Genomic DNA, 18,735 nt, shown 5'->3' with positions numbered 1-18,735 from the left:
GGTGGATCCTCAGCTTTCAGGATTGTGCCGGGCAGCGGCGCGCGCGCGCCAGTCCATCAGATCGGCGACACTCATTGGATCCATGACCGTCGGGGACCAGTGAAACACGGTCGCCAGATCGGCCATGGTCTCGTCTATGCTGGCTGGTAAGCCTCGGCCTTCGCGGCCGATGGCAGCAAAAAATCCATCACCTCGCTGCCGAACTGCATCATGTCGGCGGGGTCCATCGCCATCACATGCTGCTTGTGCAGCACCGGTTGAGTGATGCGCGGGGCCAGCGTTTCCAGCGACGTATAATCGAGCTGGAGAAGCGCGGTCAGAGCCAGACCGCGCAGCTCGCCGGAGCCGGGTTTGCGCACCTTGATCTCGGTGCCCTTGGGGAAGGCGACCGATCCGCCGGGCGCGATATCGAAATCAAGGGTGAAGGAGCGGATGAGGGGCGCGGCGTCGGCCTGGGGAACGGTGTCGGACATGGGGAGCCTCGTGGGAACAGATGGGAGAAGGGGAGCGCTGCGCGGCGTCAGAAGACGCCGAGCGCGTTGCGGATCTCGGCCATGCGATCGACGCCGCCGACGATCTCGACCATGCCGAGCACGTCGATCTCGATCTCGACCACGCCGTTCCAGCTCAGCTTGTAATAAACGAGCGACGATTTGACCTTGAATTCGGTGCCTTCGCCCGGCTTGGCCTCGCCCATGTCGATCTCTTCGTGCCGGCCGCGCACGACCACCTCGATCGACGTCACCTCGCCGGTGTCATCGTCCTGATAGGAGCCGACGAACCGAAGCTGCACATCGCCGATGCCGACCGCGCCATATTGGCGCAGAATATCGCGCATCGGGCCGCCACAGGTGAATTCGATCTCAAGGGCTTCGCCGCCCATGTCGACCTTGGCCGGGCGGTTCATGCCGCCGCTGCGATATTCCTCCAACTTGCGCACGAGTTTGGGGAGGGTGACGGACGTGACATCGCCGATATAGGCGAGGCCGGAGTTGAACAGCATCATCTGCTTGAGTTTGCGGGCGAAGCCCATCGCGATTCTCCTGGATGAAAGGGGTGGTCAGAAAAGGGGCGATCAGGCGCTGGCGACGAGCTGGGCGAAGTCAGCCAGATATTCGTCGCTGATCTCCTGCAGCAGGCCGAGATCCTCGAGTGGCGGCGTCGGCGTATAGACGTAGCTGATCTTCAGCTTGCCGAGCTTCAGGTCCTCGGTCGGGTTCTTGTCCGGATCGAAATAGGCGCGGGCGCCGAGCAGGAAGCCCGCACGGCTCAGCTTGCGGAATTTCTCGTTGATGTCCTCAACGATGTCGCGTGCCAGGCTGGGGGTCAGCGGCTTGTCGATATACTCGATCAGGCCGTTGGCCATGGTGTCGGCGAGGATCTGCGCGGTGCGCGTGGCACTTTCGAAGACGAAGTCGCTGTCGGCGTCCGCGCAGGTGCGATTGCCCCAGAAGCGCAGCGCGCCGTTGATGCGGACCATGGTGGTGACGTGCGCCGCATTGAGCTGCGCCGCGTCGCTGTCGGGATCCTGCAGGTCAAAACCGATATCGCTGGTCAGGCCGACGACGCCGGCGACGGGCACGTTGGACAGGGTCTTGTTCCACCCCATTTCCTGATCGATCCGCGCGCGCAGGCCGAGCGCGCGGGCGACGGCGAAGCTGGTGCCGGTCGCGCCGAGGACGCCGACAGGTGCGAGGAAGTCGGGGTGAATGAGCATCAGCTCGCGCTGGGTGAAGGCGTCCCGACCTTCGATCACGTCATCGATCGAGGCGCCGTCGGCACGGCCATAGGCCATGGCGCGCAGTTTCCGGGCGACAATGGCGAGCTGAGTCTTCACCGCCTCGCCATCCAGCCCCGGTGCGCCGATGATGCGGGGACGCAAGCCGGTCTGCGCTTCGGCCGCAAGCAGCGCCTGCATGCCGGTCTTCACGCCGGCGGCGTCAGTGCCGATGACCTTCAGCGCGGTGGCCTCCGCATCGGCTCCGGGGGCAACGCGCACGACGATGATCGGGCAACGCACCTGATCGGCAATCGCCTCCAGCGCGCCCTTCAACGTGCCGGTGGCGCCAGCCAGCGCGATGGCGGCGGGCAGGTTGGTGATGTTGACCGGCTTGTCGAGCGGGAATTTGCCAGCATCGGCGGCGGGGCCGGTCGCGACCAGGCCGATGACTGCGGTGGCGATCGTCGCGATATTGCGCTTCTGGCTGGCGACTTCGGTAACTGAAATGCCGTGCATGGTGATTCCTTTCAGGCGGTGAGCGCGCTCAGCGAGCGGACAGGGACGGTGAGGGTGACGCCGGCATTGGGGCGTGGCGCATCGGTGCGGGTGCCGGCGATGGTGAGGGCGGCGGCGCCGGGCTGGGCGCCGCGCCGCAGGGAAAAGCGCGACGATTTCAGGCGCGGTTCCTGGCGCTGCAGGGCGAGCGCCGAGGCGGCGAAGATCCGCAGCCGGGTCAGGGCATTGTCGGGCTGATCGAGCAGCTCGGGCAGGAGGGAGCCGTAATCACGGCGCCCGATGCGCGTGCCGAGGGGCGTGCCGAGGATGTCGGCGACCGACTGGCGAAGATGGTCCTCGCCGCCGATCAGCTTGCCGGTGCTCGCGTCCATGCCGTTCATTCGGGCGTGCCCGTCCTGGCGCCGCCCGCCTGCACGCCGGGATGCTTGTGCGCTGACAGCTTGATCCCGTTTCCGGTGATTTCCCCATCCGCGTCGATGGTGCCGGTCACGCTCAGATTGCCGTCGAGCGCGACATCGCCCTTGATGGAAAGTCCGCCGTCCGCCGAGATCGTCACCGTCGCGCCGGCGGGAAGGATCGCTTTCAGCTCGTGCGCGGTCGCATCGTAGGAGATCCGCGCGCCGTCCGCATATTCGACCAGCTCAATATCCTCAGAGGACGGCGCCGGGTGGTCGTTGCTGAAAATGCCGGGCAGGACCACGCCGCGCGCGGTATCGCCTTCGGGGCAAATGAGGAGGCCCTGCTCGCCGATGCTGGGCGGCGACCAGGTCTTGGTCGCGCCGGAGCGCGTGGCGAGCCAGGGGATATCGCCGGTGACGACGTCGCCGGTGCGGAAACGACAGGTACGGGCGCCGAGATCGACGGAGTCGACCGTGCCTTCACGCACGATATCGCCGATCAGGCGTTGATTGTCGGCAGGGTCGCTCATGCGGGGAGCATGGCGAGCGCAAATTCCGGATGCGCGTTTCGGGTCTTGTAGAGTGGATTTCTACAATTGATTCTCTATGATCGAGGCTCAATCAGAGCCAGGGCAACCGACCCTGAAATCCCAAGTTCCCAGCCACGCCTCGATCTTGCTTAATACGAGAATGACCCATACTCATTATTTACAAGGCAAGAGGATTTGGCACAATGGACCAGAAAAGCCCTGACAAAAAACAGAAATATTTATCAGAGTCCAGCTTCTCCCGTTTAATTTTCTCAACCGCCTTTACAGGTTTGATAGCACTTGGAGGTGTTTGGCTCGGTTCAAGCCTCAACGGTCAGGTAGCAAAAACTTCTTCCGACTATACAAAATTGAAGGAAATCAGGCTTTCCTCATATGTTGATTTTGCGAATCAGCGCCGGATTGTGATCCGGGAATGGAATCCGCAAGCCACCAGCCAGAGTGCGGCAGCGGTTCAAGCAGAAGCTCTTATGGAGCAAGCTGCTACACGAATAGCGGTCTACGGAGACGAATCAGTTATCCATTCTCTAGCAAATCTTTGGAGGACTGCCCCCGAGAAATCGGCTCCCTGCGCCACAGGCTGGAAAGCTGATCTCGATGTTTATATCGCTATGAGGGAGGAGGTTTTCGGCAATAAACCCTCGTCTAAAACGAAATCAGATATTGCCGAAGCCATCTATAGATGCACTCTTGATAGTTAAATCTGCAGTTCTAATCGCTAGGCTTGCGGTGTGCCCATTGTTTCTAGATTGAACGTAATGGCGGTCCCGTGGGCGATGATCTCGGGTAGCTCATTTTGAAGATTTGCTGGACCATTGATTCAGCCGCTGGCCAATTTGACGACGAACGGTAGCGAACTTAGGCGGCGAGTCGATCAGCCTTCGGCTGGTGCTATCGGGTGAGGGGCCTCGGTCATGATGATCCCATCCGAGGCGTAGAGCGTCTGCTCCTCCCCCGCGTGAATCATCACATCAGTGATCAGCCCGCCGCCCGGCTCGGTGAGGCGCGCGGGATCGGCAAGGCGGATCGTAACAGCTTGCGCACCGTCGTTTCGAATAACCAGAGCCATCAGGCTTTACTCCCTCGTTCAGTTGGCAAAATCATCGCATGGCGACCCTAGATCGAGGGCCGATATCCAATGCGACGCTGCGACAGCAGGCAGGTATTGGCGGGCGAATAGCCGCCAAGTTCAGGGGGCGTGTTGAAGGCCAGGCGCATCTCCTGCACGTCGACCAGGCAATAGAGTTTCATGATGTCACCGGCCGCCAGGCTGACCGCCTGCGCCCAATATCCGGCCTCGTAGTCGGCATTGGCGAAGGACGCCGCGTTGCCGCTCGAATTGAACGCGGTGCTGAAGAGGCCGGACTGGATGAAAACCCCGCTGGAATTGACCAGCGACTGCTCCATGACGATGTCGGCGCCGCCTTCGGCCTTCGTGATGACGATCCGGGGATCGATAAACGACGCATGCACGAGGATCCTCGCCTGGATCGGGAAGCCCCATGAAAGCTGCACGGTCGGCAGCGTCCGGCCGGTGCCGGTGGTCGGCGTGGCGATGGACCGATAGGCGACGAAGTTCTGTCGCTGTTTCCACGGACAGGGCTTATCGAACGTGGCGATCGTGCCGTTGAGGCCGACGATCTTGCGCACGCCATAGCCGGGTTGACCGGGCAGGATATTGCCGACCCGCACATATTGCCCGACCGCGAACCCGCTGGCGCTCGGCAGGTTGAGCTGCGTCCCGTCAGTCGAAATATAGGCGGTTACCGCGTCGCGGAACGGGAACGGGCGAAAATACCCGACCGACAGCGCCTTGGCCGTCGTGATCGGCGCGGTCGGCAGCGGCCTGACAACGATGCTGCCATTGTCGGGCACGCTGACGATCGCGCCGAAATAGTCGGTCGCGCCATTACCCAGCGCGATCTTGACGGCGCGGCCGAGATTGCTCGACCCGAAGTTGAACGATGTCGGGATGGTCGCCGTACCGTCGCCATTGTTGATCCAGCCGGTGGTGCCGGTGCTGACAGCCGATTGCGGCGGGACATAAACGATATCGTTTTGCTGGACCGTCCATTGCCAGAGCTGACGCACGATGCCGGTTTCCACCCCGGCCTCGATTCCAGCAAAGGCTGCCCGAATCGTTTCAGGCGGGGTGCGCACGCATTCGATGATCGACCCGAAATTGCCGGCACCGTCCGGCCCCTTCGCGACGATCGACCCGGTCGGATAGACCTCGGTGTTGGTATCGCCCGAGCCGAGGCTGTTGAACACGCCCAGATAGCTGTGCCGGTCCATCGTGATGTTGAGCTGACGCCAGAAGGGGTTCGTCTGGGCGGTGATGTTTCCCCAGATCGTGGAGCGCTCAAGCACCAGGCTTGGGTATTGCTCCAGTGTCAGCGCCTCCTGCGAGCCCATCGGCAGGGCCAGGGTGGGGCCGAGCGAGATGACCAGCGAATTGACAAAGCGCGCCCGGCCGACACGCGGGGTCGGATAGACCGCCGCGATCGACCCAGCGCCGCCGATCGAGTTGGCACCGGTGTTGCGCATGATGAACACGCAATTTTCGTAGGTCGTTTCCGGAAAGGACGAGGCGCCGCAGCTATCTACGTCCCGGGCGACGACGTTGCGGCACCAATAGCCCTGTGACGTCGTGCCCCCAACGGCAATCGCCCTGCCGTCATCGGCCCAGATCGTGTCGAGATGACAGACCTCATTCTGCCCGTCCGATCCGTCGCCGCCGCCATGGCCATAAGCGAGGTATCCGAACCGCTTGGCCTTGCACCGCACGATCTCGTAGCCACGCCCCTTGTTCACGCCGCCAGCGGAGCGGAAATTGTGATAGGCGCCGCAGCCTCCCTTGTAGGAGTCGCGCATATAGTGGCCGATATAGTCGCAGTCGTAGAAGCTCATGCCGCAGACAACCGGGCCATGAGCCCCGGCCTCCCAGAACGAGCAACGGTGGAAATTCCCCGAGAAAATATCGCCGTCGTCGGACGGATTGTGGGGCGGCACCGGAAGAAACTGGTAGCCTGAAATCATATCCTTGCCGCCGCTGCGGCAGAAGATCACATCGCTGCAATCCATGCCCTTGCCCATGCCGGCGAGGCCATATTGCCGGTTGATGAGCAGGGTCCGACCGTTGGTGTTGGGGTTGCTGTCATCCGCGAGGCGAACATAGGCGACGAACGCCGTGCGCGGCACGCCATCGTTCGGCTCATAGCCGCCCGTGGCGGGGAACACCGCGAACGTATTGGTATGGGCGTTGAGGATCGCCAGAAACTCGTCCTGCGACGTCATCGCCAGAACGGTCGAATAGACCTTCTCGTTGTCGAAGGTCGCCGGATCGGGGTGCGGATCGCCATTGAGGACGCGTTTGATCCAGCCGCCATTGGCGCCTTCGGCCATTCTGGTGATGCTCGAGCGGGTGTCGGTTCCGGGGCCGATCGCCGGCGCCTGATCCCACAGGCCGAGGTGCCAGCGGTTTTCATCGCCGGGGCCGGATCCTCCCGTCGGCATCGGCATGGTGAACGGCTGATACCAGACGTTGGCGTAGGTCGTGTGCTTGAGCCAGACGCCGGGGAACATGTTCGCCGCGCCGTCGATCATCGGGCGCTTGCCTTGCCCATAGGCGAAGATGCGGCCCCAGCGCGTATTCTGGAGATCCATGAATTCGCCGCGCCAATGGCCACCGCGCGCCAGGCCGACCGACACCCCGGAAAGTCCGGACGTAGCGGTCTGGATCGCCGCCAGCGACTTCTTGGGGGTGTCCGGCGTCAGCCCGTCGTTGTTGTCGTCACCATATTTGCTGTCGCAATAATAGGTGGGGGGCGTGTCGACATAGCGGACGAAGATCCATGCGCCGGCATTGATCGCGGTATCCTTCAGATACCGCGTCGCGCGATTGCTCCGCGTGGAATCCGGATACACATCAGCCGTCGATTTGTTCGGGGCGGTCGCGAAGGCGGCGACCATCGCAGCATAAGACCGGTAAAAGGCGTTCGGGCCTGTCGCATTGAAGAGCGCGGTGGCCGTGTTCATCGCCGCGAGGGCCACCGCTGCGGAGGCAGCGCTTGCTATCTGCGAGGCATAGGCGGCAGCGGCGGACCCAGCCGAAGCGGCGACCTGGGCGATGGCGACCGCCGCGCTCGACGCACTCTTCAGTGCCCAATGCCGCGCCGAGAATTTGCCGGGCTCGACCGCTACATCTTCGTTCTCCTCGGCCCATTTCTGCGCCTTGTCGCGCGCGGCGACGGCAGCGCCGGCGCCCATGATGGTGTCGATGATGCGGATCAGCTTCGTCCGCTTCGCGCGACCGCCGCTATGGATGACCACGTCTTCATTGCCGGTCGGCGCCAGGACTTCGGGAAGGGCGGGGATCTTGGACATGGATCAGGCTCCGGTCGGCCAGTGCGCGTCAGCGCCGGCGTCGAAGGTGGAAAGGGCAGCGGCCGACCAGGCGGCGATCTTCTGCTCGAGGGCGTTGCTCGCGGCGCGGACTGTGTCGATTCGTTCGCGCCGGCGCGCAGCCTCGATCGCCCCGGCGATGGCGTCGCCCAGGCCATCAGTTCCGGTAGCGATCTGAAATGCGGCGGTGGCGATCGCTGCGTTGTCGTTCGCCTGGCGCTCAAGCGAGGCGATCGTGAGGATCCGTCGACGCGCCTCGGCCTTGATGTCGGCAACGGCCCATAGGCGACGCTGGGCGACGCTGGGTTTACGCACCGGCGCCAGCTCCGGCCTGCCGTTCGGGCCAACGACGATCGCCCGGCCTGCAGCACGGCCGGCGAGCAATTCGGCGTGACGACGACGGGTGACGCGGACCGCGTCGGCCGGGATCGCTTCGCCGTGGAGATCCGCGTGATAGAAATGCCCGTCAGCCGGGCTCCAGCGAACCGACATCGTCAATATCCCAGAATGATGACGTCGAACCCGTCGACGCGATTGTTGTTGATGTCGTTGTTGCCGCGCTGGAGCTGGACGGTGCAGCCAAAGCGGTCCTGCGCGACCAACTGCGCCCACATGTCCCGAACCTGCGACGGGAAGGCGAGCCACGCCGAAACCGATCCACCGAGCGCCGCAGTGGGGAAAACGATCGGCCAGGAAACGGGGATCGCGTACTCGCCGAGAATGAGCGAGTGATATTGGACCCATTGGATGATCAGGCCGCTTTCGAGGATGACGTAGCCGTTGGGCGTCAGGCTCTTCGGCAGACCGGCAAGCCCGGCCGGGGTGATGGCCTTGCGGTTTTCCGTGCCGGCGAGGATCTCGGCCGCGCTGGCAATCGGAACGTCCAGCGTGCGGTCGGCTGAGAGATCGCCGCCGCCCGTGACCAGGCCGGAACCGTCGATCCTGCGGTTGAGCATGACCCTTTGGCCCAGGGCATCGACCAGCGGCCCCAACCCGCTTGGCGTAACGACCTTGTCACCGATGACGCCGGCCGCGCATTCGGGTTGGGTCGCCACCGGCAGCGTGATGATACGGTTAGCGCTGAGATCGCCGCCGCCCTGCAGCACGCCGCCGGCGACGCCGATGCTGCGCCCGATCGGAACGGCGCCGACATCGGCCGCACTGAGCACGACCGTGCCGACCTTCCCGTTGACGCTGGACACCGGCGCCGGCGTGGAGATCTCCAGCCAGCTCGCGACGCTGCTCGGCGGCAGCGCCTGAAGCACATAGACCAGACCGTTGTCAGCTCGGACGGCAAAGTCGCCAACGGTCGCGCCGGCAAGGGCGAGCATCGCCGCCTGATTGGCGACGGGGAAAACATCGATCAGATCGATCGGGGGGCGTTGCGACAGCAACAGCTTGCCGTCCGGCCCCAGCGTCGCGACGCCGTTCGCGATACCGAGTTGGTCGGCCGCGACATAGTTCGCGAGGACAGACGCCATCGTTGCCGGGGTGATAATCTTGTCGGTGACGGCGCCGGCTAGGGCCTCGACCAGGGTGGCGAGATAGGCGACACCCTTGGTGGTTTCGGTCGCGGGTGGGTTCAGGAAATTAGTGTCGCCGAACTGGACGAGCGTGGCCTCACCGGGGAGGAAACGGAGATCCGCGGCGAGCAGGAAGGTGCTGACCTCGGCCTTGCCGAGGATTTCATCCGCCTGGCCATAGACGGCGAACAGCGTGCCGTCCTGCAGGTAGAGGCCGATCGCGCGGACATTGTACACGTCCTCGCTCGAATCGCGCATGAGCAGGTGGACGGTCTCGGCATCGGCCGCGATGCCCGAGATGGTGGCGAGCCGCTTGAATTCGCCGGGGAGCGCCGTGAGCGTCGGCGCGACGACAACCACATTGGCGGTGAGGCCGACCTGCGTCACGCGCACGGCGTTGGTGCCGCCCGCGCCGGCGTTGACCAGCGCGGCGCGGCCGGCGTTGGTGATGATCATGCTGAGCGCGCTCAATCCGGGCCTCCATCGATAAAGCCGTTGTCGGCGCCGGTGAGCGGCTCGCCGTTCTCGTCCTGAATCAAATCTTCCCAAGACATGCCGGGGTCGGCATCGCCCGCTGGGAGATCGAGACGGCGATATCCGGCCGTCTGCGCCGCCATGAAGGGGAAAACCCCGCCCGTGAGCGCGAGCTGCTGGACAAGCACCAGGTGCTCGCGCACCGGTTTGACCTTGGAGACTTCGGCGACGATCGCGCGGGCACGGTCGGCTGAGACGCGCGCGCCGCGCGCCAGTCCGTTGCCGTCGATCAGCGAGAGGCGGACTTCAAAGGTGTGTGGATCGAGGCGGGGCGATGCCTCGAACCATTCGACCAGCTCGAGCAAGTCATCGAACGAGGCAAGCACCTGCTCGACGGACCAGCGCGTCCCCTTGTGGCTCTGCAGCTCGATCGCGCCGGCGACCGCCGCGCGCTTTTCATCATCGCTCCAGTCAGGATTCCAGCGATCAGTCGAGAAAGACCAGGCGAGCCAGGGCAGAAGCAGAGCCGGGCACCTATACGGATCCCATAGCGATGAAACATCGATCGGAATCGCGTCGATGCGCGCGGTCGCGCCGGCGAGGGCGCGCTCAAGCCGGGTCGCGTTGGGCGGGAGAAGGTTACTCGCCAAGGCCGATCACCGAGATCTGGACGCCGACGCATTTCGCCGATTGGGTGCGGTCAACGACGACGTCGGCGGGTGGGTGCACCAGCTCGACATTCATCACGCCGGGCACCACCACGGCAGCGTTGATCAACGCGCGCGTCGCATCGACGCCGAGCATCCCGCTGTCCGCCAGCCAGGCGTTCACGGCCAACTGCGAAGCGGCCAGCACAAGGACCTCGTCTGGCCCGGAATACAGCCGGAGCCGTGCCTCGATCTGGTATTCAACGATATCCGCCGACTGGACGATGACTTGATCGCCAAGCGGCCGGCGGCGATTGCCGGATACCACGCCGAGCATATCAGCGACGGCGTCGATCTGGTCAGCATCCGCCGTCCCGTCGCCGAGGCGCGACAGGAGCGTGATAAGGACCTGGCCGGGCTGCGGACTGGTGGCGCTGACGTCGCGGATCGTCGCGTCGGCCGACATCGCGTGGAACCGGTACGCTGCTTCCGGCCCCGCGACGGTGAAGCTTTCGGGCGCGAGCTGGATCCGCAGCCGCAGGGCATCGTCGGATTCGTATGTGGGATCGATTCCGTTTGCCGGATTGCCGGGATCGAGCACCAGGCGGGCTACATTGAGGCGTGCGCCGATCTGCTCAAGATCCGCGCCGGTCGAATAGGCCAGCATCACCTTCAGCGCGTCGTCGTTGAATGCCTTGATCCGAAGCAACTCGCGATAGGCGAGGACCTGAACGATCTTGACGGCCGGGTCGGAATCAACGGTCGCATCGAATTCCGGCAAGATCTCGGGCGACTGCAGATAGGCGATGATTTCGGCGAGGATCGTCTCGTAGGCCGGCACGGCGAGGAAGCTCGGCGCCGGCAGGCGCGAGAGATCGATCGCGGTTGTGGTGTTGGCATATTCCGGCACGCGGCCATGTCGCCGGGGCGCGTGGCGGATGGCTATCCACTGGTCTTGTAGAGTGGGTTTCTACAAGAAGGCCTACTGGCTGGCGAGCGCGAGCTTTGCGTTCAACTCGCCTCCAAGGACCGACGTATGAGCCATTGAAAGCGCTGCAACGCTACTAGTGATGGAAATCTGACTATTGGTATCCGGAACCAGCTGGCACCGAGCGTCGGGAGTTGAGACAAAGCCGTCATTCTCAGCGCCCTCCGCCAACGGCAGGTTCATCGCTAAAACCTGCCGCTCGCCGAACGGTTCACTGGAAAAGAACTGCGACGGTAACTGGGCCGGTTGCTGGATGTCAGGCCCTAACTGGCGAAGGGCCAAAGCCAAAGATCGGCTTCCAGCCAGGCTTTGCGAGGAAAATTGTTATTGATAGGACGTTACGCTGGCTTTGCTCGCAGCTTCGGTGGAATGTTTGTTTATGTGGATTTTCCTGCTTCTCGTCGTCGCATTCGTCGTTTGGCACTTTATCCCGAAGCGTGATCCGAACCAACCGGCCCCTCGGTTCAGAAAGGAAACCCGCGCTGTTGAAACTGACCCAGGCTGGGCGACTTTCATTGAGGAACATTGCGAGTCTCCGGCTGAGACGGCCTTCCTTCAGGCGATGATCAAATCTTGTGATCTGCGTCCCAACGATGGCTCTCTATATGGGTCGGGGCTGCGGCTTGACTTCCAGGTTGAGGAAGGACGGTATCGGGTCGATTTCCTCGCTAACAAATGGCTCGTCGTCGAGATCGACGGTGCGGCTTGGCACTCCTCCCCCGAAGCCATTGAGCGAGACAAGCTGCGCGATCAATATTTTGAAGACCGTGGCTATTCAGTCTTGCGGATTCCCGCCAAGGTTGTGTTCAACGCTCCAGAGGAAGCAGTTCAGCGCGTCCGGTCAGCATTGCGCCAAGGCAAGCGAACAATGCCCGTGCCGGTGCAAAAGAGCGGATGGCAGAGGCTCTCTGATACAGCATCGGCCATGAGCCAAGGACTTCAAACGATCAACGATTTCGTCAGTCGCGCTCAAGCGGTCGAACGCGCGGTGAAGGATGCCAAGTTGGCTGCTCATCAAGAGCAGAGCGCCATCGCCGCCGCAATTTCCATGGCGCAAAGCGAATTGACGACTGCGGACTGGCTCAACGACTCCGATGAAGAAACAAGAAAGCTTTTTGAAGAAAGCTATTTAAGGCTCATGGGAGCAGTGGCTGATCGTCGAAACGAGCAACAAGAGCGAGACGATGAGAAGTTGGAAGTTCGGTCGTTTCCTAAAGCGCCGCCGAAGCATGATAATTTGGCATACCATGCTGCCATACAGGATGCTTATGTGCGGATCGTCGAAGAAAGGGACGAGTTTCTCAGCGCACAGCGCCTTATTGTCCGGTCAGACCTGAGAATGCCTTCGCTTGTCGAGAAGAAGCTGAATGAATTGGGCTGCGGGGAATATTGGGCACTGCTGGACGGGATTGATGCCAACTACCCCATCAGCACTCGGTAGGCCGCCAACGCTTGCTTGCTTCATCAGAGCCCGAGCTGAAGGGTGTTGAGGAGTGCCGGCATGTTGCGATTCGCAACCCCGGAGAAAACTTTATCGACGGCCTCAAATTGGGAAATGTTCATTCGACACTTATGGGGAGCATGCATCCAGCATCGATACTTTGCGCCCGATGACCGGGATTGAGGCACTTTGCAGACCTTTTGCTTGCCTCCCGACGATCGACAGCTTTACGCTATCTACGACGCTCAGGACTGCTGATCGGAACGACCGACTCTGGTCGAGAGCAGACGTTTTGCTCCGGGTATCAAGTGTCAGATTTCCATCACTACCTCGCTAATATATGATCGAGGAGTAGATCCAGCGCTTTCGATCGCTCAGTCGGGGTCAGGCCGAGCAGCTCGCGTCGGGCATAGCGGACTGGCTTTCCCTTGGCGGCTGGCCGGTCGGTCAACCCGTCCTGATGAACGCCGGCGATCTCGGCCGCGCGCCCGCTGAACCCGATCCACGCTTCAACGTCAGTGGCGTCCGAGCGCAGGTTGCGGCCGTTGCGCAGCTTCCGGAACATCGCCTTTTGCCGGATCCTGCCCTGACGCCTGAATTTCCCCGCGCCCTTATTCTGTTCGTCGCGATCGACCGGCAGCCATCGGTCGATCTTGTCCCAGAAAAAGCTGCGGATCCCGCCCGCCTCTACATCGAAACCGGTAATCAGCGGGCCTTCGTGAACCCAGCTCTTCATGAGCACGAGACGGGGACTGCCGCCGCGCGGGTAGAGGAACTTCACCGCATAATTGCCGGGGGCGGGCGGCTTCCTGGCCTTGCGGGGGACGAAGCCGCTTCCATCGGGCGCGCGCTGGCTGGCGATGCGTGCCGTCTGGGTGGTGCGGATCTCGCGCGCCATACGACGTAGCAGGGTGCGGCGTGCCGGTGACGACAGCTTGCGGATCAGGGCGCCGGCGATTGCCTCGATCTCGGCGAAGTCTTCCATGGATCAGCGATCGGGGATGACGGTAACGGACGGCTCGATTTCGTCGTGCAGGAAGATCTGCCAGAGATTGACCCCGCAGACGCCGGGGAAGGAATCGTCGCGGCTCGGTTCGTCCAAGTGCGTCGCTTCATAGCCGCCGCCCGGCTGCCGCACCACGCGGACCCGTTCCGTCAGCTCGAGATTGATCGACACGTCCGCCGCATCGCCGTCGAGGATTTCGGACTCGAAGCTGAACGGCTCCCGCTCGCCGCGCTCGAGCAGATCCGGCTGCACCTCGGCGACCCAGGCGAGAAGCGGGACCATCAGCGCGTCGACGTCGCCGGCGTAATCCTGCACCACGATATTGAGGGTGTAGAGATATTCGAAGGAAAGCGAGCCGTTGGCGCGGGTCGACAGCCTGCCCTTGTCGATGAACATCGACAGACGCGACGGATCGTCAGCGAGGCCGGGGACCGCTGCCAACAGCAATCTGCGGAGACCTTCCGGCTTCCTCACTTCGGCTGGAGATCCGGCGTGGGGCACGTGCCGGGCGCGCTCCAGTTGACCAGGCGATCGAGCTGGCCCGCGTTCGCGGCGAACGCCCTGGCGATGCGGATGATGCCGGCGCGCACCGCGTCGGGGATCTGGGATGTCAGCTTGTCCTCTTCGGGCAGCCCTTTGGGGCGCGCGGCGCATTTGCGCAGATCGGCCGGGGGCGAGTCCTTGATCGCCACCGCGACCGGCACTGGCTTGTCGACCGGGACTTCAATCGTTCGGACGCAGGCCGGCAACGCCGTTGACAGCAGCATACCAGCCGCGATCGACACGATTTTGGGATTGAGCTTTGGCATCTTCGATCTCCATGCGTTCGGTAGCGGCGCGGGCAGCCGCCGCGTCAGTCGCGGCGCGGGCCGCGTCAGTTCCCATCTTGGCGTCCCGATCCTTCATCGCGCCGGCGAGCGTGTCGGCTGTCGCCTGCACGGTATCGGCCTTGAAGCTGGCGAGATTGGCGACATGGCGCCGGCAAACCGCGCCGCGCGCGTGGTCGACCGTCACCTTGCGGCCCCTGATGTCAGTCTCGATCGTGGTCGACGCGGCGAAATCGGCGCCGGCGCCGGCGCAGATGAGCTGCGACGCCTGCAGGATCTCGGCGCGATCGGCGCGGACCGCGCGCCCATCGGCATAGAACCAGGCCGCGACGATCGCGACGGCGAGCAGCACGAGCCATTCAGTATTGGGGGCAATGAAGCCCCAAACCTTTCTCGCGAAGCTTTTCACGTCGCGTCCTTTCCGGTTGCCATCATCAGCTCGAGGCGGACCGCGCGCGCGCCGACCTGGTCGTGCCATTTCGATGCCTTCATGCCGGCCGCGGCGCCGGCGTAATCGCCGCGTTCTATCTTCGGCAGGGTGTTGACAAAGGCGAGCAGCCCGCGCCCGTCGATACCCCTGGCCTTATCCGGCGCCCGGCCAATGCCCATGTTGAAGCACATGTTGAGCAGGACGCGCTGGCGAACGGGATCCAGCTTGCGCCACCAGGGCAGCTTGCGGTCGAGATCCGCCTCGCTGCGCTGGATATCGTTCACGAAGAGCGCGTCGGACTGCGCCTGAGTGATACCCTTCGCGATGGCGCTCGCCTTGGTGATGCCGAGGATCCGCGTTTCCTCGGCCGAGATACCGACGTCTTCGAGATTGCGTCCTTTGCCGATCGACAGTTTGCCGGCGGTGCAGCGATAGACCTTCAGCTTGTCTCCTTCATCGCGGGCGATCTCCCGAGCGAGCTTGGCGCGGTCATAGGTCATTGCGCATCATCCTTCTTCTTGGGGAGCCAGGTGACCAGGCGGTCGCGCACCATCGAGGGCAGGCCGGCAATCGCCTCGCTCGCGGCCGTGATGAATTGCGGCGTGGCCTTGAATGCGATCATGCCGAAGGTGAACTGGAAGCCCTGCAGCACGAACGGGTCGATCGCGTTCTTGAAGAAAAAGGCCCAGATCACGGCGGTAACGCCGCCGGCGAAATAGGACACGACGACGCCGACCGCGAACTGGATGAACCGGTCACGCCACGTCAGGCCCCGCTCATAGGCAAGGCTGACCGCCGCGCCGAGCGCCGCAGGCGTAAGACCCGCGACGAAGGTAACCATCGCTGCGAACAGCTCGGGGAGAGTGTGCTTGTCCATCAGGTGTCCCAAAGCTGGATGAGGGGAAGGGGGCGCGGGGTCGGCGATGCCGTGGCGGGAATCGTCACCGGCGTGCCGAGCGGGAGCGTGACGCCGAAACCCGCAAGGCCGGGGTTCGCGTTGAGCACGGGGCCGAGATCGGACGCCTTGAAGCCCCGCTCGCGCCACAGGAGCGCGTCGAGTGTATCCCCCTGCCGGGCACGGATGATGTCGGGCATCAGATCAGCTCGATGCTCGTATGCGTGCGCCCGAGAATGTCGCGCACGGCGTGGATGGCATCGCGGCGCAGCTCGCCGACCGACTCGTCAAGGTCGCTTACCTGACGCTGCCCGGCGCCGGTCAGATCGGTGTCGCGGTAACGCTCGACCAGGCGGGCTTTCGCTTCGGCGCCGATCGCCGCCCGGTAGAGAATCACATACCGGTTTTCGCCGCCGAGCTGCGCGGCCGGGACGTCAGCAAGCGTGGCCGCTCCCTCGGCCGCGCGCGCCGCCCGCCAGTCCGCCAGATTATTGCCGATGGCCACCAACGCATAGAGGATCGCCTCGCGCAGGCGTTCGGCGATCACGCTGTCGCGGATCCGCATCTGTTTGCGAAAGGCGACCGGATCCACGTCGGGAAACCATCCGTCGTTGGTGATGATCGGCTCGGCATCGGTCGATGCGGGCGGGATAATGGACGGGGTGCAGTTGAAGCCGCTCATAAGGGGAGCCGGGCGAGACCGTAGGCGCCGAGGAAGAACAGCGCGAGGCCGGTAAGGGCGAGCGCCGCGCCGAGTTGCGGCATCTTGCTGTGCAGCGCCAGCATGCGATCGACCACGACCAAAACGCTACCGCTCATGGTGAAGAAAGCGCCCAGCGCGATCTCGATCAGGACAAGCAGGGTGTAGGCGAAAGTGCCCAGAGCGGCGAGCATGGAGGTTCCTTCAGCGTGCCCGCCCGCCCGGTTTACGGGGGTGGGGACCGGGTCAGCGACGGCCCTCGGCCCGAAGGCCCTCCCGTCGCGCGCGATCCGCCCCCGAGCGCCGGGGGGCGAGCTGGTCAGCCGGCCTTGTCGGTCTGATCGGGGCCGGCCTGTTGGGTGTTGGATGCAATCGATTTTTCGAGGCGCCTGACGCGATCCTTCACGCCGGCGCGATCATGGAGTTGCTGCGCGCGACGCAGATGGGCGAGGGCGCCCTCGACAGCCGGCGCGAATTCCGGGGCGGCGCCGTCGATTTCCTCGGCGCGGTCCGCAAGCTCCACGCCTATCGCCTTGTGAAGCTTCGCGCGGATCTGATCGTGCATATCGGCCTTGCCGATGAGCTGTTCGACCTGCTCCAGCACGCCGAGCGGGAATGAAACGCCCAGCGCCTGCGCCTTGATCGCTGCCTCCGCGATCTCTTCCACGATCAGCGCCGGCGCGGTGCGTTCGTAGCGGGTCGGCAGGGCGATATTGAAGCGCAGAACATAGTCGATCAGCGGAAGGGCATCTTCATACTGGCCGGTGTCGATCAGCCAGATCATGATGGTTGGCAGAATATCGTCCTGCACGCCGCGTCCGGTCTGTTCGGCCGCGCTGAGCAGGCCCACGATCCATGCGCGATATTCGGGAAGCATCTCGCGCTTGGCGGCGATCTTCTGCTCGATCGACTGGATTTGCTTGAGGCGCTGCAGATCGTGGACAAGGCGAAGCGTCATCTGTCCCTGCGCCTGGCTGGCGGCATCGGATGCCAGCTCGCCAAGCGTCGCGGGCACGCCGGGTAGCCCGCCCTCCATCTCGAGGGATGCCACGGTTTGCGCGGCCAGGATGCGTTCCCGGTGCTGTCGAGCGAGGCTCATTGCGGATTCCTGCGGATGAAGGGCGGACTAGGGGGAGGGGGCTGACCGGCAATCAGGCCGGTTTCGGCCCCATGACGATGTTTTCGACAAGCGCGCACTTGCCGTAGTCTTCGACAACGAACGCCTCGTTGACGCTTTCATAATTGGCGATCTGGGTCAGTTCGGGTTCGTCCTTGACGTACCTGCGGCGAGTCCCGTCCTGCTCGTAGATCGCGAGATTCTTGTAGCTGGTGATGAGCAGGCTGGCGGACGGGAAGTCCGGGACGCGCTCGGCCGGATAACCACCGACCTGTGCGGCAGCGGCGAGAATGGCGTTGCGGGCCAGAATTTCGGTCGGGGTGTCGCCGGCCTTGTTGATGATCGGCATATATTTGTCGTGGACAAGGTCGCGCCCGATCATGACCACCAGATCGTCCGCGTCCTGATGCCATTCATCGAGCAGCGATGCCGACACATCCTTCACCAGGGCGTCGATATTGACATAGTCGCGCTTGGACGTGTCAGCCGTATCCGCCACGTAGATCGCGCTGCCGGTGGTGGTGAGACCGCCATCCGACAGGACGCGATCGGGGGCATAGGTGCGGATCTTGTGAAGCCAGCCCTTGTTGACGTCCTGCAGGCGCGGATTGGCGACGCGATCCGTGGTGGCCGCGACCGAGGTGCCGTGGAAACCGATGGTGATGCGGTCGAGTGCCTGGCGGGCGATGATGACGTCGCGGATCAACTGCTGGAATTCCGGCTTGTGCGCCCATGCGTCAAGCCGGCTCCACTTGATGGCGCTGTCGTAGAAGGTCTCTTCGCAGCGATAGCGGCCGAGATCGGACGTGTCGGTCGGATCGGTCGGCGAGCGACGCGTTCCGGCGTTAGTGTTGACCCGGCCGGCGATGGAGCGGGTGACGCCGACGCCGACCTTGTCGCCTTCCTGCTGTACGACGGTTTCGAAGGCGATCTTCTGCAGGAACGCGCTGGATTTCTGGATCAGCTCCTGCAGTTTCTGGCCGACCGAGGGGGCCACGGAGAAGCTTTCCGAGGCCGATGCGACGCCGTTGAGCTTGGCGAGCTTGTTGAGGTAGGCGTGGAAGAGAAGGCGGGTTTCGTTGCGCATCGGATGCTCCTGGG

The 18,735-nt window shown here is 63.5% G+C and carries 25 protein-coding genes; 2 read left to right on the top strand and 23 right to left on the bottom strand.

All coding sequences use genetic code 11. From position 1 onward, the window contains the following. Positions 1 to 9 precede the first annotated feature (9 nt). From NDN01_RS10120 to NDN01_RS10095, 6 genes are read right to left on the bottom strand one after another with little or no spacing between them, the layout of a single operon-like run. Positions 10 to 126: a GpE family phage tail protein gene (locus NDN01_RS10120; RefSeq protein WP_272627257.1), complete on the bottom strand. Its 117-nt coding sequence runs from the start codon at positions 124 to 126 to the stop codon at positions 10 to 12. 8 nt (positions 127 to 134) lie between these two features. Continuing rightward, a complete protein-coding gene (locus tag NDN01_RS10115) occupies positions 135 to 473 on the bottom strand; it encodes a phage tail assembly protein (RefSeq protein WP_272627256.1) in 339 nt (112 codons plus the stop codon). Between the two features lie 47 nt (positions 474 to 520). Next, the gene (locus NDN01_RS10110) at positions 521 to 1,033 is read right to left on the bottom strand and encodes a phage major tail tube protein (RefSeq protein ID WP_272627255.1); all 513 of its coding nucleotides are present in this window, start codon (positions 1,031 to 1,033) and stop codon (positions 521 to 523) included. Between the two features lie 42 nt (positions 1,034 to 1,075). Continuing rightward, positions 1,076 to 2,236, bottom strand: a complete 1,161-nt coding sequence (locus tag NDN01_RS10105) for a phage tail sheath subtilisin-like domain-containing protein (protein WP_272627254.1) — start codon at positions 2,234 to 2,236, stop codon at positions 1,076 to 1,078. Positions 2,237 to 2,247: 11 nt separating this feature from the next. Then, the gene (locus tag NDN01_RS10100) at positions 2,248 to 2,616 is read right to left on the bottom strand and encodes a GPW/gp25 family protein (protein WP_272627253.1); all 369 of its coding nucleotides are present in this window, start codon (positions 2,614 to 2,616) and stop codon (positions 2,248 to 2,250) included. Then, positions 2,613 to 3,164, bottom strand: coding sequence for a phage baseplate assembly protein V (locus NDN01_RS10095; protein ID WP_272627252.1), 552 nt, complete (start codon positions 3,162 to 3,164; stop codon positions 2,613 to 2,615). The genes NDN01_RS10100 and NDN01_RS10095 overlap by 4 nt, the downstream gene beginning before the upstream one ends. Positions 3,165 to 3,367: 203 nt before the next feature. Here NDN01_RS10095 and NDN01_RS10090 point away from each other — a divergent pair, with 203 nt between their 5' ends. Continuing rightward, positions 3,368 to 3,883, top strand: a complete 516-nt coding sequence (locus NDN01_RS10090; protein WP_272627251.1) for a hypothetical protein — start codon at positions 3,368 to 3,370, stop codon at positions 3,881 to 3,883. A 173-nt stretch (positions 3,884 to 4,056) separates the two neighbouring features. Here the strand turns inward: NDN01_RS10090 and NDN01_RS10085 are convergent, their stop codons facing one another. From NDN01_RS10085 to NDN01_RS10060, 6 genes are read right to left on the bottom strand one after another with little or no spacing between them, the layout of a single operon-like run. Next, positions 4,057 to 4,251, bottom strand: coding sequence for a hypothetical protein (locus NDN01_RS10085; protein ID WP_272627250.1), 195 nt, complete (start codon positions 4,249 to 4,251; stop codon positions 4,057 to 4,059). Positions 4,252 to 4,298: 47 nt separating this feature from the next. Further along, positions 4,299 to 7,568, bottom strand: coding sequence for a hypothetical protein (locus tag NDN01_RS10080; protein WP_272627249.1), 3,270 nt, complete (start codon positions 7,566 to 7,568; stop codon positions 4,299 to 4,301). Positions 7,569 to 7,571: 3 nt separating this feature from the next. Further along, positions 7,572 to 8,078, bottom strand: a complete 507-nt coding sequence (locus tag NDN01_RS10075; protein ID WP_272627248.1) for a hypothetical protein — start codon at positions 8,076 to 8,078, stop codon at positions 7,572 to 7,574. A gap of 2 nt (positions 8,079 to 8,080) precedes the next feature. Continuing rightward, positions 8,081 to 9,580 (bottom strand): gp53-like domain-containing protein, encoded by a 1,500-nt coding sequence (locus NDN01_RS10070; RefSeq protein ID WP_272627247.1) that lies wholly within the window; start codon positions 9,578 to 9,580, stop codon positions 8,081 to 8,083. Then, complete coding sequence (locus NDN01_RS10065; protein WP_272627246.1) at positions 9,577 to 10,233, bottom strand: phage tail protein I; 657 nt, start codon at positions 10,231 to 10,233, stop codon at positions 9,577 to 9,579. Before NDN01_RS10065 ends, NDN01_RS10070 begins: the two co-directional genes overlap by 4 nt. Next, a complete protein-coding gene (locus NDN01_RS10060; protein WP_272627245.1) occupies positions 10,223 to 11,140 on the bottom strand; it encodes a baseplate assembly protein in 918 nt (305 codons plus the stop codon). The genes NDN01_RS10065 and NDN01_RS10060 overlap by 11 nt, the downstream gene beginning before the upstream one ends. 457 nt (positions 11,141 to 11,597) lie before the next feature. On the opposite strand from NDN01_RS10060, the gene NDN01_RS10055 reads away from it, so the two are divergent. Continuing rightward, the gene (locus NDN01_RS10055; protein ID WP_272627244.1) at positions 11,598 to 12,659 is read left to right on the top strand and encodes an endonuclease domain-containing protein; all 1,062 of its coding nucleotides are present in this window, start codon (positions 11,598 to 11,600) and stop codon (positions 12,657 to 12,659) included. Positions 12,660 to 12,984: 325 nt separating this feature from the next. Here the strand turns inward: NDN01_RS10055 and NDN01_RS10050 are convergent, their stop codons facing one another. The 11 genes from NDN01_RS10050 to NDN01_RS10000 form a co-directional block, all read right to left on the bottom strand. Beyond that, entirely contained in the window at positions 12,985 to 13,644 is a 660-nt protein-coding gene (locus NDN01_RS10050) for a phage virion morphogenesis protein (RefSeq protein WP_272627243.1), read from the bottom strand. A 3-nt stretch (positions 13,645 to 13,647) separates the two neighbouring features. After that, on the bottom strand, positions 13,648 to 14,139 hold the full coding sequence (locus NDN01_RS10045; RefSeq protein ID WP_272627242.1) for a phage tail protein: 492 nt from the start codon (positions 14,137 to 14,139) through the stop codon (positions 13,648 to 13,650). After that, the gene (locus NDN01_RS10040) at positions 14,136 to 14,432 is read right to left on the bottom strand and encodes a hypothetical protein (protein ID WP_272627241.1); all 297 of its coding nucleotides are present in this window, start codon (positions 14,430 to 14,432) and stop codon (positions 14,136 to 14,138) included. The genes NDN01_RS10045 and NDN01_RS10040 overlap by 4 nt, the downstream gene beginning before the upstream one ends. Beyond that, the gene (locus NDN01_RS10035) at positions 14,389 to 14,901 is read right to left on the bottom strand and encodes a hypothetical protein (protein WP_272627240.1); all 513 of its coding nucleotides are present in this window, start codon (positions 14,899 to 14,901) and stop codon (positions 14,389 to 14,391) included. Before NDN01_RS10035 ends, NDN01_RS10040 begins: the two co-directional genes overlap by 44 nt. Continuing rightward, a complete protein-coding gene (locus NDN01_RS10030) occupies positions 14,898 to 15,422 on the bottom strand; it encodes a glycoside hydrolase family protein (protein WP_272627239.1) in 525 nt (174 codons plus the stop codon). Before NDN01_RS10030 ends, NDN01_RS10035 begins: the two co-directional genes overlap by 4 nt. Then, positions 15,419 to 15,799, bottom strand: coding sequence for a hypothetical protein (locus tag NDN01_RS10025; RefSeq protein WP_272627238.1), 381 nt, complete (start codon positions 15,797 to 15,799; stop codon positions 15,419 to 15,421). The genes NDN01_RS10030 and NDN01_RS10025 overlap by 4 nt, the downstream gene beginning before the upstream one ends. Next, the gene (locus NDN01_RS10020; protein ID WP_272627237.1) at positions 15,799 to 16,017 is read right to left on the bottom strand and encodes a tail protein X; all 219 of its coding nucleotides are present in this window, start codon (positions 16,015 to 16,017) and stop codon (positions 15,799 to 15,801) included. Before NDN01_RS10020 ends, NDN01_RS10025 begins: the two co-directional genes overlap by 1 nt. Beyond that, a complete protein-coding gene (locus NDN01_RS10015; protein WP_272627236.1) occupies positions 16,017 to 16,499 on the bottom strand; it encodes a head completion/stabilization protein in 483 nt (160 codons plus the stop codon). The genes NDN01_RS10020 and NDN01_RS10015 overlap by 1 nt, the downstream gene beginning before the upstream one ends. Next, on the bottom strand, positions 16,496 to 16,711 hold the full coding sequence (locus NDN01_RS10010) for a hypothetical protein (protein ID WP_272627235.1): 216 nt from the start codon (positions 16,709 to 16,711) through the stop codon (positions 16,496 to 16,498). The genes NDN01_RS10015 and NDN01_RS10010 overlap by 4 nt, the downstream gene beginning before the upstream one ends. Positions 16,712 to 16,836: 125 nt before the next feature. Further along, positions 16,837 to 17,616, bottom strand: a complete 780-nt coding sequence (gpM, locus tag NDN01_RS10005; RefSeq protein ID WP_272627234.1) for a phage terminase small subunit — start codon at positions 17,614 to 17,616, stop codon at positions 16,837 to 16,839. A 52-nt stretch (positions 17,617 to 17,668) separates the two neighbouring features. After that, positions 17,669 to 18,721 carry a phage major capsid protein, P2 family gene (locus NDN01_RS10000; protein WP_272627233.1) on the bottom strand — a complete coding sequence of 351 codons (1,053 nt, stop codon included), beginning with the start codon at positions 18,719 to 18,721 and terminating at the stop codon, positions 17,669 to 17,671. Positions 18,722 to 18,735 lie beyond the last annotated feature (14 nt).

Origin of the sequence: Sphingomonas sp. QA11, from assembly GCF_028473665.1 — a bacterium.
In the GTDB taxonomy this organism is placed as follows: Bacteria; Pseudomonadota; Alphaproteobacteria; order Sphingomonadales; family Sphingomonadaceae; genus Sphingomonas; species Sphingomonas phytovorans.
This window is presented reverse-complemented; position numbering and strand designations above follow the sequence as displayed.

Excerpts from the sequence above, each read along its gene's own strand:
- NDN01_RS10120 (WP_272627257.1), bottom strand. The coding sequence starts at position 126 with ATGGCCGATCTGGCGACCGTGTTTCACTGGTCCCCGACGGTCATGGAT.
- NDN01_RS10115 (WP_272627256.1), bottom strand. The coding sequence starts at position 473 with ATGTCCGACACCGTTCCCCAGGCCGACGCCGCGCCCCTCATCCGCTCC.
- NDN01_RS10110 (WP_272627255.1), bottom strand. The coding sequence starts at position 1,033 with ATGGGCTTCGCCCGCAAACTCAAGCAGATGATGCTGTTCAACTCCGGC.
- NDN01_RS10105 (WP_272627254.1), bottom strand. The coding sequence starts at position 2,236 with ATGCACGGCATTTCAGTTACCGAAGTCGCCAGCCAGAAGCGCAATATC.
- NDN01_RS10100 (WP_272627253.1), bottom strand. The coding sequence starts at position 2,616 with ATGAACGGCATGGACGCGAGCACCGGCAAGCTGATCGGCGGCGAGGAC.
- NDN01_RS10095 (WP_272627252.1), bottom strand. The coding sequence starts at position 3,164 with ATGAGCGACCCTGCCGACAATCAACGCCTGATCGGCGATATCGTGCGT.
- NDN01_RS10090 (WP_272627251.1), top strand. The coding sequence starts at position 3,368 with ATGGACCAGAAAAGCCCTGACAAAAAACAGAAATATTTATCAGAGTCC.
- NDN01_RS10085 (WP_272627250.1), bottom strand. The coding sequence starts at position 4,251 with ATGGCTCTGGTTATTCGAAACGACGGTGCGCAAGCTGTTACGATCCGC.
- NDN01_RS10080 (WP_272627249.1), bottom strand. The coding sequence starts at position 7,568 with ATGTCCAAGATCCCCGCCCTTCCCGAAGTCCTGGCGCCGACCGGCAAT.
- NDN01_RS10075 (WP_272627248.1), bottom strand. The coding sequence starts at position 8,078 with ATGTCGGTTCGCTGGAGCCCGGCTGACGGGCATTTCTATCACGCGGAT.
- NDN01_RS10055 (WP_272627244.1), top strand. The coding sequence starts at position 11,598 with ATGTGGATTTTCCTGCTTCTCGTCGTCGCATTCGTCGTTTGGCACTTT.
- NDN01_RS10050 (WP_272627243.1), bottom strand. The coding sequence starts at position 13,644 with ATGGAAGACTTCGCCGAGATCGAGGCAATCGCCGGCGCCCTGATCCGC.
- NDN01_RS10040 (WP_272627241.1), bottom strand. The coding sequence starts at position 14,432 with ATGCTGCTGTCAACGGCGTTGCCGGCCTGCGTCCGAACGATTGAAGTC.
- NDN01_RS10030 (WP_272627239.1), bottom strand. The coding sequence starts at position 15,422 with ATGACCTATGACCGCGCCAAGCTCGCTCGGGAGATCGCCCGCGATGAA.
- NDN01_RS10025 (WP_272627238.1), bottom strand. The coding sequence starts at position 15,799 with ATGGACAAGCACACTCTCCCCGAGCTGTTCGCAGCGATGGTTACCTTC.
- NDN01_RS10020 (WP_272627237.1), bottom strand. The coding sequence starts at position 16,017 with ATGCCCGACATCATCCGTGCCCGGCAGGGGGATACACTCGACGCGCTC.
- NDN01_RS10015 (WP_272627236.1), bottom strand. The coding sequence starts at position 16,499 with ATGAGCGGCTTCAACTGCACCCCGTCCATTATCCCGCCCGCATCGACC.
- NDN01_RS10010 (WP_272627235.1), bottom strand. The coding sequence starts at position 16,711 with ATGCTCGCCGCTCTGGGCACTTTCGCCTACACCCTGCTTGTCCTGATC.
- gpM (WP_272627234.1), bottom strand. The coding sequence starts at position 17,616 with ATGAGCCTCGCTCGACAGCACCGGGAACGCATCCTGGCCGCGCAAACC.
- NDN01_RS10000 (WP_272627233.1), bottom strand. The coding sequence starts at position 18,721 with ATGCGCAACGAAACCCGCCTTCTCTTCCACGCCTACCTCAACAAGCTC.